Origin of the sequence: Caballeronia sp. S22 (assembly GCF_964261745.1) — a bacterium.
Lineage (GTDB): Bacteria > Pseudomonadota > Gammaproteobacteria > Burkholderiales > Burkholderiaceae > Caballeronia > Caballeronia jiangsuensis.
Genome location: NZ_OZ180041.1, coordinates 68,205 through 81,024 on the forward strand (window position 1 = coordinate 68,205; position 12,820 = coordinate 81,024).

The 12,820-nt window shown below is 60.1% G+C and carries 12 protein-coding genes and 2 pseudogenes; 2 read left to right on the forward strand and 12 right to left on the reverse strand.

Translation table 11 applies throughout. The features are described 5' to 3' along the window. Positions 1-39 precede the first annotated feature (39 nt). Genes ACEN42_RS42825 through ACEN42_RS42845 form a run of 5 tightly spaced genes read right to left on the reverse strand, consistent with a single transcriptional unit; the run spans position 40 to position 4,883 of the window. A complete protein-coding gene (locus ACEN42_RS42825; RefSeq protein WP_371885217.1) occupies positions 40-1,044 on the reverse strand; it encodes an ABC transporter permease in 1,005 nt (334 codons plus the stop codon). Then, positions 1,037-2,077 carry an ABC transporter permease gene (locus tag ACEN42_RS42830; protein WP_371885218.1) on the reverse strand — a complete coding sequence of 347 codons (1,041 nt, stop codon included), beginning with the start codon at positions 2,075-2,077 and terminating at the stop codon, positions 1,037-1,039. Before ACEN42_RS42830 ends, ACEN42_RS42825 begins: the two co-directional genes overlap by 8 nt. Beyond that, a complete protein-coding gene (locus ACEN42_RS42835; protein WP_371885219.1) occupies positions 2,074-3,597 on the reverse strand; it encodes a sugar ABC transporter ATP-binding protein in 1,524 nt (507 codons plus the stop codon). Before ACEN42_RS42835 ends, ACEN42_RS42830 begins: the two co-directional genes overlap by 4 nt. Positions 3,598-3,642: 45 nt before the next feature. Further along, positions 3,643-4,533, reverse strand: a complete 891-nt coding sequence (locus tag ACEN42_RS42840) for an amidohydrolase (RefSeq protein ID WP_371885220.1) — start codon at positions 4,531-4,533, stop codon at positions 3,643-3,645. 35 nt (positions 4,534-4,568) lie between these two features. After that, complete coding sequence (locus tag ACEN42_RS42845; protein WP_371885221.1) at positions 4,569-4,883, reverse strand: L-rhamnose mutarotase; 315 nt, start codon at positions 4,881-4,883, stop codon at positions 4,569-4,571. Positions 4,884-5,022: 139 nt separating this feature from the next. Between ACEN42_RS42845 and ACEN42_RS42850 the strand changes: the two genes are divergently transcribed. Continuing rightward, positions 5,023-6,012 carry a LysR family transcriptional regulator gene (locus ACEN42_RS42850; protein ID WP_371885222.1) on the forward strand — a complete coding sequence of 330 codons (990 nt, stop codon included), beginning with the start codon at positions 5,023-5,025 and terminating at the stop codon, positions 6,010-6,012. Here the strand turns inward: ACEN42_RS42850 and ACEN42_RS42855 are convergent. The 5 genes and pseudogenes from ACEN42_RS42855 to ACEN42_RS42875 form a co-directional block, all read right to left on the reverse strand. Further along, a complete protein-coding gene (locus ACEN42_RS42855; RefSeq protein ID WP_371885223.1) occupies positions 5,960-6,742 on the reverse strand; it encodes an SDR family NAD(P)-dependent oxidoreductase in 783 nt (260 codons plus the stop codon). The two genes, ACEN42_RS42850 and ACEN42_RS42855, sit on opposite strands and share 53 nt — an antisense overlap. Before the next feature lie 21 nt (positions 6,743-6,763). After that, positions 6,764-7,951: an L-rhamnonate dehydratase gene (rhmD, locus tag ACEN42_RS42860; protein WP_371885224.1), complete on the reverse strand. Its 1,188-nt coding sequence runs from the start codon at positions 7,949-7,951 to the stop codon at positions 6,764-6,766. A gap of 53 nt (positions 7,952-8,004) precedes the next feature. Next, the gene (locus tag ACEN42_RS42865; protein WP_371885225.1) at positions 8,005-9,327 is read right to left on the reverse strand and encodes an MFS transporter; all 1,323 of its coding nucleotides are present in this window, start codon (positions 9,325-9,327) and stop codon (positions 8,005-8,007) included. A gap of 307 nt (positions 9,328-9,634) precedes the next feature. Then, a complete protein-coding gene (locus ACEN42_RS42870) occupies positions 9,635-10,156 on the reverse strand; it encodes a hypothetical protein (protein ID WP_371885226.1) in 522 nt (173 codons plus the stop codon). A 322-nt stretch (positions 10,157-10,478) separates the two neighbouring features. Then, positions 10,479-10,859 (reverse strand): annotated as a pseudogene (locus tag ACEN42_RS42875) (transposase); the annotation flags it as partial. A gap of 137 nt (positions 10,860-10,996) precedes the next feature. Between ACEN42_RS42875 and ACEN42_RS42880 the strand changes: the two are divergent. Beyond that, positions 10,997-11,572 (forward strand): annotated as a pseudogene (locus tag ACEN42_RS42880) (two-component sensor histidine kinase); the annotation flags it as partial. A gap of 554 nt (positions 11,573-12,126) precedes the next feature. On the opposite strand, the gene ACEN42_RS42885 reads toward ACEN42_RS42880, so the two are convergent. Beyond that, positions 12,127-12,456 carry a Rieske (2Fe-2S) protein gene (locus tag ACEN42_RS42885; protein WP_371885227.1) on the reverse strand — a complete coding sequence of 110 codons (330 nt, stop codon included), beginning with the start codon at positions 12,454-12,456 and terminating at the stop codon, positions 12,127-12,129. Position 12,457: 1 nt separating this feature from the next. Beyond that, complete coding sequence (locus ACEN42_RS42890; protein WP_371885228.1) at positions 12,458-12,817, reverse strand: SUF system Fe-S cluster assembly protein; 360 nt, start codon at positions 12,815-12,817, stop codon at positions 12,458-12,460. Between the last annotated feature and the right edge of the window lie 3 nt (positions 12,818-12,820).

Genomic DNA, 12,820 nt, shown 5'->3' on the forward strand with positions numbered 1-12,820 from the left:
GGTTGGACGGCTCGCGCAAAGTTGGTTTTCAAAGCCGCACTACGACGCCCGCGTAAGCAGACGTTTTTCCCGCGCCGCACGCCAGCGTGCGACAAGGTTTGGTATCAACACAGACGAAAGCAGCAACGCGCCGGTGACGATCGTAAGGGTTTCGCTGGACACATCGGCGAGCGTGAGCGCGTTGCGCAGTACACCAATCACGAGCAGCGACAGCAGCACGCCAATCATCGAGCCGCGACCACCGAAGATGCTCACTCCGCCGAAGAGCACCGCTGCAATCACCGACAGCTCAAACCCTTCGCCGTTATCGCCGCGTGCGCTGGTAAAGCGCAGCGTGTATACGATGCCCGCGAGCGCCGCCATCGCGCCGGACATCATGAACAGCTTGATCTTTGTCTTCGCAACGTCGATACCGGAGAACTGAGCGGCCGTCTGGTTGGCACCGATCGCATACAAGCTGCGACCGAAGGGTGTCGCCTGCAGCAGCACGGTAAAGCCGATCGCGCCAAGCATCACAAGAACGAACGGCACCGGTAGGAACGAGCCTGCGACCGTGTCGATGCCGAATGCGGTATAGGCTGCTGGAAAGTCCGCAACGGCCTGGTCACCAAGCAGCACATAGGCGAGACCTCGAAACAAGGCGAGCGTGCCGATGGTGACCGCGAGCGAGGGCAGGTTAAAGCGCACGATCACGAACCCGTTGAGCAGGCCCGCGAGGGTGCCGGCTACCAGCACGATCACAATGACGAGCGGCATCGGCAGCCCCATGTGCCACAGTACGCCCATTAGGGCGCTGGACACACCGAGCACAGAGGCCACCGACAGATCGATCTCCGCCGCGACGATGATAAGCGTCATCGGTAACGCAATCAGCGCGATCTCAGTGAAATCGGCGAGCATGTTCGAGAGATTGGCCGCCGACAGAAACAGCGGCGAAAGCAGGCGTCCCGCCGCCATCGATACAATGAGCACGACGATGAGCATCGTCTCCCATGACGCGTGGTGGCGCTTCGTCACGGACAGAGCGGAATCGGGTTTAGCCATGGTCGCGTTTCCTCATCATGCGCTTGGCGACGGAGCGCGCCAGCAAAGTATCGAGCGTGATCGCAGCGACAATCAGAGCGCCCTGGATGGCTTGCTGCCAAAACGGTGACACCCGCAGCACGACGAGGGCAATGTTGATGACACCGAGAACGAGCGCTCCAAGAGTCGCACCTGTGATCGTGCCGACGCCGCCTGTGATCGCCACACTGCCGACCACCGCTGCTGCGACCACTTGTAGTTCGATGCCCTTGGCGGTGCTCGCATCAACGGTACCGAAGCGCGCGAGCCACAGCACGCCCGCGAGGCCAGCGATTGCACCGGAAAGAAGGAATCCGATCATCACGCGCCTGTCCACACGAATACCCGCCAGTCTCGCAGCCTCGGGATTCGAGCCGATTGCGTAATGCTCGCGGCCTCCGCGGTAATGCTTCAGATACACCGACAGCGCTACCAGTACGACAAGTGCGATCAGCACGAGGTTGGGGACCCCGAAAGTCGAGCCGGTCGCGAGCAATGCGAAGGCATCGGGCAGGCTCGTCGCATTGATCTGGCCTCCATGAACCCACGCATAATCGGCGCCGCGCACGATATAGAGTGTCGACAGCGTGGCGACCAGCGAGGGCACGCGGCCAAAGGTGATCAGTGCTCCGTTCACGGCTCCGATCACAAGGCCGATCCCGACACCCGCTGCCAGCGCGAGCACGATCGGCATCTGCGGATACGCGACAAACAAGCTACCCACGCCGTAGGCGCTCACGCCGACTACCGAAGCAACCGACAAGTCGATGTGTCGCATCAACATGACGACCGTCATACCTGCCGTGAGCACGCCGATGATCGATACGTTAAGGAGTACATCGCGCAGATTCTGAAGGTTAAGGAACTCAGGTTTGACGGCGGCCGTTGCGACGATGAGTGCACACAGCACGACAAAGAGCGTCGCCTCGCGGCTCCTTGCAATGACCGCAACGATGCTTTGCCGCCCGGTCTCCGGTTGACTGCTTGCCGGTATGGTAGAAGTGTTTCGGATCATGCTGCGTGCCCCAGTGCTTGGGATGGCGCGCCCAGTGCCGCGCTCATCACCCGTTCCTCGTTGGCATCGGCGCGAGCGATGTCGGCGCTGATGCGGCCTTCGTGCATCACCAAAACCCGATCGGCCATGCCGAGCACCTCGGGCAGCTCGCTCGAAATCATCAGCACCCCCAGTCCCTCTTGCACCAGATCGGATAGCGCGCGGTAGACCTCCGCCTTCGCGCCCACATCGATACCACGTGTGGGCTCATCGATGATGAGCACTTTCGGATTGGTCGCGAGCCACTTGCCGAGCACGACCTTCTGCTGGTTGCCGCCCGAGAGCGTGCCCACGGGCGCGTTCAGGTCGCTCGCCTTCAGGCGAAGGCGCTTGCCCCACTCGGCGGCCAGCGTCGATTCGCTTTTGGCAGTGATGAGTCCATGCCGCACCAGACGGCCCAGTACGGTAAGCGATGCGTTGCGCGCGATCGACAGTTCGAGTGCAAGACCTTGCGCACGGCGGTCTTCCGGCACGAGCGCGAGGCCCGCACGTACCGCTCGCGCCGCATAGCCAAGCGCGAGCGGCTTGCCTGCGATTTTCACCTCCCCCGCATCCACAGGGTCGATGCCGAAAATCGCGCGCGCCACCTCGCTGCGTCCCGCGCCCACAAGCCCCGCCAGTCCAACGATCTCGCCGGCCCTTACTTCGAAGGACACATCCTTGAAGACACCTATGCGTGTCAGGCCGCGCACCGAAAGCACGACCTCGCCCGGCTTGACATCGGCTTTTGGATAGAACGTGTCGAGATCGCGACCGACCATCTTGCTCACGATCGCATCGACCGTCATCTCGGGTGTGAGCGCGTCGAAGACCTTGGCGCCGTCGCGCATGATTGTGAGACGCTGGGTGAGCGCGAACACTTCATCCAACCGATGCGTGATAAAAAGGATCGCGACGTCGCGCTCACGCAGACCACGTACGATCGCGAAGAGTCGTTCGACCTCTGGCAACGAAAGCGCGGCGGTCGGCTCATCCATGATGAGGACATTGGCATTGAGCGACAGCGCTTTGGCAATCTCCACCACCTGTTGGTCCGCGATGGAGAGGCCGCGCACGAGCTGCTGCGCGCGCAGGTTCACGCCGAGCGAAGCGAGAAGCGTATCCACTTCGCGATGCATCTCGTCATAGCGGATCCGACCGGCGCGATCCACTGGCTGGCGACCCATGTAGATATTTTCCGCGATCGAAAGATCAGCGAAGAGCGTGGGCTCCTGGTAAATGACGGCGATTGCCGCATCGCGCGCTTCGCCGGGATTGCTAAAGCGGCGCGGCTCGCCGTCAATGAGCATCTCGCCCGCATTGGGTTGATGAACGCCTGCGAGAATCTTTACGAGGGTTGACTTGCCTGCTCCGTTCTCACCGAGCAAGGCATGAACTTCGCCCGGCCAGAGCTGAAGGCTGCCATCGGTGAGTGCCCGCACGCGGCCAAACGACTTGCTCGCGTGACGGAGCTCCAGCCTCGGCACTTGGTGACTCGACATGCTTGTCTCCTGTCTTTTGTAATCTCTGTTGCGGCTCGACGTCATCTAGATCCTGTAGATGCGCTCCGCATTTCGCCTGAAGAGCGCATCCTTTTCGACGTCGCTCGCACCGCCGACAATCGACGCATATGCGTTCCACAACTTCGTATAACTGGAAAACAACCGATCGACCGGAAAGTTCGACGCAAACATCGCGCGAGCGGTGCCAAACGTGTCAATGGTTTCGAGCACATAAGGTCGCAGGCTCTCGACCGTCCATCCGTGATCGAACATCGCGAGGCCGCTGATCTTGACCGCCACGTTGTCGCACGAGGCAAGCATGCGCATACCTTCGCGCCAGGCGCGATACCCTTCTACCGACGAGCGGTCCACAAACATGCCTGCGTGGTTGACGATGAATTGCGTATCGGCGTGCTCCTTTGCGAGCGCAGCCGCATCGCGCATCTGCGATGGATAGAGCTGAAGATCGAACGACAGTCCGTGCTTTTGCAGCAATGCGAAGCTCCTGCGCCATGCCGAGTCCTGCATGTAGTGACGGCCTACATAGTCATAGAGCGGATCGGCATGCACATTGAGGATCTGACGAATGCCGCGCGTGTTTGCGAATGCGGCATGTGCCTCGAGCACCTCAGCTGCGTTATCCGCCGATAAATCTGCCCCGGCGACGATTCCGTTCGGCATGCCGCGGCCCTCATGATCCGCGATGCCCTGTAACCAGCGTGTTTCCTCGACCGGGTCGGCCGGATCGTGATTTGCATCGACGTGCACGAGCTTGAGGATCTCAATCTCGCCCGCCTCGGCGAGCAGGTCGCCGATCAGGTAATCATGTTTGAGACTGCGCGCATCGCCGACGAATGAGGTCTGCGGATTGGCGAGCCACGGGTAATGGTGGGTCTTAAGGTCCCAGAAATGAATGTGCGGATCGACCACCTGCATGATTCACTCCTCCGGCTGTTGTCGATTCGAGGAACTCAGGGAAGGTGAAACACGGGCGCGAGCGGTATCACGACGGGCGAATGGTCAGCCTGTGTGTCCATCAGGTCCGCCATGTAGTCCCACCACTTGCGCATGAGTGGCAGCGACGGCAGTTCGTCCATCGAGTGCGAGGGATCGCGCTTCAAGGTTGCGAAAAGCGCGCCGCTCGCTTCGTCGAGGAAGATCCAGTAGTCGTGGACGCCGGCTGCACGCAGCGCATCGGCAAGTTCAGGCCAGATTTCGTGGTGACGCCGTTCATACTCCGGGCCCATGCCGGGCTTGAGCATCATGCGAAACGCGATTGTCTCCATTCCAACGACCTCTTAATGTTGTCGTGAGGGCTCTCTGCCGGAACCTCGTGGGATTGAATATAATCCGCTTGCGATAACACAACAATCCGTATTTCTGATCGGCCGATCACGTTATTGCATCGCAGGAAGGACTCGCAAAATGAACTCGACGTGCAATCAGCTTGCCCTCATCAACCGTTTGAAATTCCGACATCTTGCCTTGCTAGTCGCGCTCGACAACGCCCGGAATCTGCACCAGGCCGCTGCGGAGGTTCACATCGCGCAACCCAGTGCCAGTCGCATGCTGTCTGACATTGAGGAGACGTTCGGCTTTTCGCTCTTCGAACGCAATGCGCGCGGCATGCAGCCCACTGCGCTGGGGGCCACCATCCTCGCCTACGCGCGCCGGTCGCTCTCCGAACTCACCCGTTTCGCCGCCGATCTGGAGATCAAGCGCCGCGGCGGCTATGGTCAGCTGACCGTCGGTGCGATCATGGGCGCTGCGCCTGACGTACTCGCGATGGCCGTCGCTGAAATGAAGGCAGAGCGGCCATTACTCAGTGTGCGCATCCTCGGAGAGACGAGCGACCAGGTCGTGCAGCTTTTACATCGCCGCGAAGTCGATATCGCACTCGGGCGCCTTACTACTCCACTTTCACACAATGATCTGGACTTCGAGCCCCTCGCCCGCGAGACCATGCGCCTCGTCGTGCGAGCCGCGCACCCGCTCTCGCGCGCGAAAACCGCGAGCCTTGATGCATTAATGCCGTGGCCCTGGATCTTGCAGCCCATTACGAGTCCCGCCCGCAACCTCTTCGAGGAGGAACTGGCCAATGCCGGTCTTGCGACGCCCGCGAACGTGGTCGAATGCGCATCGATTTTCGCGACGCTGCAACTCTTGCAGAACAGCGATGCGGTCGCGATGCTGCCCGAATCCGTGGTCCGCGATTATTTGCGCGCGAAACTCCTGGTCCAGTTGCCGCTCGAGATCGGCAAGAGCCTGGCGGGGTTTGGCCTTTTGCGCCGAAAGGAAGAGCCGCTCGCCGAGCCCGCCGAGTACTTCATTGCGCTCTTGCGCAAATACTCGGCGGCAACCATTACTGCAGATTCACGAACAGTCCGCCGTCCACGAGAAGCGACGCACCCGTGACATAGCGTGCGCGGTCGGACGCCAGGAATACCACGCACTGCGCGACGTCATCCGGCGCGCCTAGCCGGGCTAGAGGGATGCGCTTTTCCATATATTTGCGCTTCTGCTCGTCGGCGAGGTCTTCGGCGTTCAAATCCGTCGCAATCGTGCCTGGCATGACCGAGTTGCATCGAATGCCATAGGGGCCGAGTGCGATGGCGCATGACTGCATCAGCGAATGCACGCCCGCCTTGGTTGGCGTGTAGTGCGTCTGCATGCCGCCCCCGACGAGAGCGCTAATGGAACTTGTCGCGACAATCGAGCCGCCCGTGCCCTGCGCTTTCATTTGATTTGCAGCGGCCTGCGTTACGTAGAACGCGCCGTTCAAGTTGACAGCGACCGTCCTCTCGTAGACTGATGGCGGCATGTCGAGAAACGCATGGAAGGGACAAATGCCCGCGTTGCTCGCAAGAACATCGACACGCCCAAACGCCTCGACCGTGCGGCTCACGAGTTCAACGCCCGTGGCAGGTTCGGCTACGTTACCTTCCACGGCGATCGCGCGTCGACCGAGCCCTTCGATCTCGGCCAGCACTTCCTCCACGGCCGAGAGCCGTCCGTAGGACTTGTCGTTGTCGCCCCAGTAGTTAATAGCAACGTTAGCGCCTTCTTTCGCGCAAGCGACGGCGATTGCCCGGCCGATGCCGCGCGACCCGCCAGTCACAACTACCACTTTCTCGTCGAGAAGCATGGCGTTCACCTCGATGCAGGGTCAATGTGTGTAAGGACGGGCCAGCGCGCAATCCGGGTTCAGTCGAACTCCGAAGCCGGGCGCGTCAAGCGCAGACGCCTTCATTCGTCCGTTCACAGGCACCGGTTCGTCGAGCAATTGCGGATCGAACATCGGGGCGATCTTGTCAGCCCCAGGCGACATGTTGAGGAACTCTGCGAAGGGACTATTGTGTCGCGTGATGACAAAGTGATAGCTGTAGACCGAAGATCCATGAGGGACAACGAGCTTGCCATGCGCATCGGCCAACGCCGATATTTTGATTAGCTCAGTGATGCCACCGCACCATCCAACATCGGGCTGAACAATGTCGCAGCAATCCATTTCAAACAGCATGCGAAAACCCCATCGGGTTGCTTCATGTTCGCCCGTCGTGACAAGCATCCCACGCGGCACGTTCTTGCGCAGTTCGGCGTATCCCCAGTAATCGTCGGGCGGAAGAGCCTCCTCGATCCACTTTAAGCCAAGCTCGTTGTAAGCCGTGGTCGCAAAGCGGGTCGCGTAGTCGACGTCCAGGCTCATCCAGCAGTCGTACATGAGCCAGAAGTCAGGGCCGCACTTCGAGCGCATATCTGCGAGGAGCTCGAGATTCTTTCTCATTCCCTCTGCGCCTTCTGCTGGACCGTGATGCAGCGGAAGCTTGCCGCCGATGAAGCCTTGTTCCTTGGCAAAGTCGGGTCGAGCGCCCGTCATATAGAACTGGAGTTCATCCCGGACGGGGCCGCCCAACAGCGCATGCACCGGTTCCTTGCGCACTTTGGCGAGCAGATCCCATAGCGCGAGATCAATGCCCGAAATCGTATTGAGCACGATGCCCTTACGGCCGTAGTAAAGCGTCGAGAAGTACATCTGATCCCAGATCTTCTCGATGTCAGTCACACGCTGACCTTCAATGAAGCGCGCCAGGTGCTTTTCGACGATGAACGCCCCGATCTCACCGCCGGTCGTCACTGCAAAACCGACGGTGCCGTCGCTTGCTTCGATCTCGACGACCAGCGTGCCAAGCACGTTGAGCCCAAAGGATTGGCGGCTTTGGCGATACTCCGGGTAGCGCGCCATGGGTGTCGAGATATGGTCATCAATCCAGTGACCCGCGGCTTGATCGTGGTAGTCGGCGCCGGCTCCGCGGACCGTGAAGGCGCGAACCTGGCGGATGGTTGGCATTGACATGAAGTGTCCTCCTTGAGTGTCGCTTGAATTTATCGCGGGCGTGGATCTTGTAATCAGGATGTCTTTGTCGTCGTGGCGCCGACATAGTCGACGACGCTGGAGCTTTTAACCAAGACGAAGATGGCGAGCGCCGCGAGCAGGCTTGCCGTTCCCAGCAAGACCAACCCTGCGCTATGCGACGCGAAGGCCTGTTCGGCGGCGTTCCGTGCCATCGGCGCGAAAAAGCCGCCAAGGCTGCCGAGCGAATTGATGAGTGCGATCCCGGCTGCCGCGGCGGCGCCCGCAAGACGACGGGTCGGAAACGTCCAGAAGAGCGGTTGCGCAGCGATGAAGCTGCTTGCGGCGATGCCCAGCGCAATCAGGGAAACCGCGGGCTGGCTGGCGATGCCGGAGATCGCGATGCCCAAGCCTGCTGCGACGAGGAGAACGATGGCCGTGCCCCGATGCGAGCCCGTACGCTCGGCATAGCGCGGAAAAAACCAGGTGGCGGCGACGGCGCAAAACCACGGAATCGCGGTGACGATCCCCACCTTCAGACCGACCTTCGTGCCAAGCAGCGCAGACACCTGCTGCGGCAGATAGAAGATTACGCCATACACCGAGGCCTGAATCAGAAAATAGATCAGCGAGAGGCCCAACACGCGTAAGTCGACGAGCGCAGAAAGTACACTCTTCGGACCATGTGCTGTCGCGTTCACCGCATCCTTCTCGATGCGCGTTGTCAAGAAGGTCCGCTCTTCGTGTGATAGCCATATTGCACGGCTCGGCTCGTCGTCGAGATACCAGAAGGCCCATACGCCCACCAGCGAAGCAAGACCGCCTTCCACCAGGAAAAGCCACTGCCAGCCCGCAAAGCCAAGCTTGCCGTGCAGTTCGAGCAGCAGGCCCGAGAGCGGACTGCCGAATATGAAGGCGAGCGGCGCACCGAAATAAAATACGCCCAGCGCCCTCGCTCGCGACGACTGAGGAAACCAGCGCGTAAGGTAATAGATGATTCCTGGGAAAAAACCTGCTTCAGCGGCACCCAGGGCGAACCGCAAAACGTAAAACGCGCTTGCCGAATGGGCGAATGCCATGGCCGCGGAAATTACGCCCCACGTTACCATGATGCGGCACATCCATAGCCTGGCACCGACGCGATGCAAAATCAGATTGCTTGGCACTTCTAGCAGCGCATAGCCTACAAAAAAAACGCCGGCACCGAAGGCAAAGGCGGCATCCGATAGACCAGTGTCATGTTGGAGCGCCTTCTGCGCGAAGCCGATGTTGGCTCGGTCTAGGAACGCGAGTACGTACATCAGCAGCAAAAATGGAAGGAGGTGACGCATCACTTTGCCCGTGATAAACGCCTGCTCTCCATCGTCCGACTTTTCCATGCCCTGTCTCCTTCTGTTCGCCCTTCGTGCCGAGGCGAACCTCGCAGTCCTGTGGGCTTGTGTCGAAGCAATATAAAGCCGCCCTGATGCGTCGACAATCCGATTTGTCGATAGCCCGATAACAAAAGCGAATCGGCCGGCAGCATCTCGGCGGCGGCGGAGCGGGAGCTATTACGGTGCTATTTGGCGGTGCGTCCGCGTCGCTCGCCGTGCCAATGAAACGCCGACATGGGATCAGCTTCTCTGCGCTGAGCGTCTCCGGGTTAGCGCGTCGGCGGTGCGTTTTGCCCGGGCGCGAGGGTCGCGCTCAGCCATCGTCGGTCTCCCCGCCGTCGGATTCCCAGGGCGGCGTACGTGGCATGGGTGGCGTTGTGAAGCGCTTGAGCAGACTTCGAGCGTCCGACAGAAACGCACCGGGAAATTTGCGGCAGAGTGCCTCGAAGATCGGTCGCGCGTCCTGCAGATAGGCGGCGATCTGCCCGTCTTCGCTATGTTCGATGCTCGCTCCAGCCGGTTCGGCCAATACGACGCGTTGCAGTAGGGCCACAGCACCGCATTCCACCAGTCGTTGGCGCACCGGCGCGAAGTCATGGCCGAACAGCAACGGGCCATAGGTCTGAACCAGCGCGGTCAGCACCAGCAATTCCGCGCGGCTCGGTTTTACGGGGAGCGGCACCGGATTGCCCTGGACGATGTAACGCAAGGCCGCCGCACGCCGCTTCAGCATGATGGTCCGGTCGAGTTCGAGCACGATGCGCGCGACCTCCGGGTCGGGGAGGGACGTGAAATCGTCCTCATCGTCGTCACAGTCGTCTGCGCCTTGCGCCACGGGACCCCGCCCTCTTTGGTAAATCAAAAACGCCCCATCTTACCTCTGAAACGCTATCCCAATAATTTCGCTTATTACAATTCTGAAACTCGATAGTTCTTTCAATAACTTTAGCGATGTTAATCCAGCAATGCTCACCGACATTGCCAAGAGAGAACCCGATTAAACGAGAGCCGCCTCTTTAACTCCATGATCGATTTACGATGTGTTCTTCGGTTTGGGTCGCTTTTAGGCGACACCGGCGCCCACAGCTTTACTGCGAAGCGCGCCCGTGTATGGACGGGCACGATTAGAAGCACACGCTAGTATTTTAGAGGTGGTTTCAAAATGCCTGAGCAGATCGTTGCAGAGTATTCCAGCAGATCATGCAGGCAGCGAGTTTGAGGAAGGCTTCATGCATTGTCGCCAGTTGCTCGTAGCGGATTCGAAGACGGTGGAAGTTATGGAACCATGCATGTGTGCGTTCGACTACCCAGCGGTACTTTCGAAGGCCAGATCCGTGGACGGTGCGCCGCTTCGCGAGAATCGGATTAATGCCGCGATCGCGCAACTTCTGCCGGTGTGGTTCAGAGTCGTATGCACGGTCAGCGTAGACGACCTGCGGCTTTTGCAAGGGTCGCCCGCGAATGCCACGAATAGCTGGGATCGCGTCTATGAGCGGCAACAGTTGAGTGATGTCGTGGCGATTGGCCCCTGTGAGGATGATCGATGTACATAACCTGCGCCCAAACTTGGAGCACAGGCGATCCGCAATGTGCGAGGCGTGGGCTACCAAATCGGAGACTTGGCGTGAGATCGCTTCGTCGGCGGCTGCTCCTGTGGCTGCTGCCGGCCACCTTGATGGCGGGCATACTCGCCAGCGCCGCGACCTATTGGGGCGCGCTGACCGAACTCGATGAGGTTCTCGGTGATCAGTTGAAAGTGATCGCGCGACACGTTGTGATTGACACCGGCGATCACTTGTCGCTGGGAGGCCAACAACTGCGCGACGATGACCGAATGTCTGGTCAACTATCCCACGGCGTCTTGCTCCAGGTCTGGCGAGGTCCAACGCAAGTGTTCAGCAGCGACTCTGATGCCCGCTTGCCTCCGCCGCAGGGCGCAGGACCGTCCGACATGACTCTTGACGGTGAGCTCTGGCATAGCTTCGTCGCGCGCGACGGCGATATATTGGTGCGAGTCGCTCAGTTGCGCAAGGCTCGGTGGGAGGCAGTAGCTGAGATCGCAATGCATTTGTTCTGGCCCGTGCTATCGCTGATTCCAGTGCTTGCACTTTTTTTGTGGTTTGGAATTGGCTATGGCCTGCGTCCTTTGAGAGAAATCGTTTCAAGCCTGAAGAGACGCGACGCCCACAATATGCAGCCAATTGACACGGCTGCTATGCCGACCGAAGTGAAGCCGCTCGTCGATGCCCTTTAGCTACCGCGCCTTGCAACCCCGGCGATGTCCTAACGCACCACTCTTTCGAAGCCGCCTTGCTAGGCAAGCCAATAAACTGTTACTTGTGCAGGGCAATCTAAGGATGATGCGCAAAGCGCTGCGCCAATCGTAGAGATGCCGCGCACGATTAACCCGACCTTCGTCCATTCGTCGCGAGTCAGAGCCTCTGGACCATGTATCGACTTCGTGACCGACCTCGGCACCGACAGGCCGTGCGCGGTGAGAGGAGATGGGCTCCAACGCATACCGTTCTCGAGCCTACACCCAAGCCTGTCGCACGCTTTCGAAACGAGCTGTGCAGACGCTCCCTAAATCCAGGCGTGCGGTGCGGCTTGAATACTCCGAGATATATCGCACCGGTGCAATCCAACCAGAACCACGAAATATTCCACGACCGCCCTACCCGATTTCCGAGCCATGCTGACATGATCGCCCCGAAGATCGGCCACACACCAGCCGCACGAGGCGCCCTATGCGCCGCGCTTGGGCTTACTTCGGTTACGAAAGCAAGCTTCGCGTCATGGTATCCGTCAATCACTTTCATCCCGGCGCGCGTCGCGTACGCTGACAACCCCCCCCTCTACGCGCACCGGAAACGTCGCGACACCCTCATAGGCGGGCGGCGTCAGCGCCTTGCCCGTCCTGATGCAAAAGCGCGCGCCGTGACGTGGACAGACGATCATGTCGCCGTCCACCTCGCCACCGGTGAGAATGCCGCCGTCGTGCGTGCAAACGTCCTGGATCGCATAGTAAGCGCCATCCAGATTGAACACGGCGACTTGCGCGCCGTCCATTTCGACCGTGCGGGATGTGCCCGGCGGAAAATCATCGACGGCGGCGACCTCGACCCAGTCCGACATTTCAGAGCATCCCCAGTTGCAGCCGCGCCGAATCCGACATCCTGTCGCGCGACCACGGTGGCTCCCATACCAGTTCTACATGGACGTCGTTCACGCCGCGCACTGAGCGGACCGCTTCCTCCACCGTGCCGGGAAAGGTTTGCGCGACCGGGCAGCCGGGTGCGGTGAGCGTCATACGGATGTCGACGCGCCCCGCGTCCTCATCAAGGTCAAGCGCATACACAAGCCCCAGGTCGTATATGTTGACCGGGATCTCCGGATCGTACACGGTGCGCAGCGCCGCGATAACACGACCTTCGAGTTCTTCCGCGTCCGCGTCGTCATAGAGGTGCGCCCATTTCAACCATTCGAATTCGCTCATGGT

Coding starts and splice junctions, on each gene's coding strand:
- ACEN42_RS42825 (WP_371885217.1), bottom strand. CDS start 1,044: ATGGCTAAACCCGATTCCGCTCTGTCCGTGACGAAGCGCCACCACGCG.
- ACEN42_RS42845 (WP_371885221.1), bottom strand. CDS start 4,883: ATGGAGACAATCGCGTTTCGCATGATGCTCAAGCCCGGCATGGGCCCG.
- ACEN42_RS42890 (WP_371885228.1), bottom strand. CDS start 12,817: ATGAGCGAATTCGAATGGTTGAAATGGGCGCACCTCTATGACGACGCG.
- ACEN42_RS42840 (WP_371885220.1), bottom strand. CDS start 4,533: ATGCAGGTGGTCGATCCGCACATTCATTTCTGGGACCTTAAGACCCAC.
- ACEN42_RS42850 (WP_371885222.1), top strand. CDS start 5,023: ATGAACTCGACGTGCAATCAGCTTGCCCTCATCAACCGTTTGAAATTC.
- ACEN42_RS42865 (WP_371885225.1), bottom strand. CDS start 9,327: ATGGAAAAGTCGGACGATGGAGAGCAGGCGTTTATCACGGGCAAAGTG.
- ACEN42_RS42885 (WP_371885227.1), bottom strand. CDS start 12,456: ATGTCGGACTGGGTCGAGGTCGCCGCCGTCGATGATTTTCCGCCGGGC.
- ACEN42_RS42855 (WP_371885223.1), bottom strand. CDS start 6,742: ATGCTTCTCGACGAGAAAGTGGTAGTTGTGACTGGCGGGTCGCGCGGC.
- ACEN42_RS42835 (WP_371885219.1), bottom strand. CDS start 3,597: ATGTCGAGTCACCAAGTGCCGAGGCTGGAGCTCCGTCACGCGAGCAAG.
- ACEN42_RS42830 (WP_371885218.1), bottom strand. CDS start 2,077: ATGATCCGAAACACTTCTACCATACCGGCAAGCAGTCAACCGGAGACC.
- rhmD (WP_371885224.1), bottom strand. CDS start 7,951: ATGTCAATGCCAACCATCCGCCAGGTTCGCGCCTTCACGGTCCGCGGA.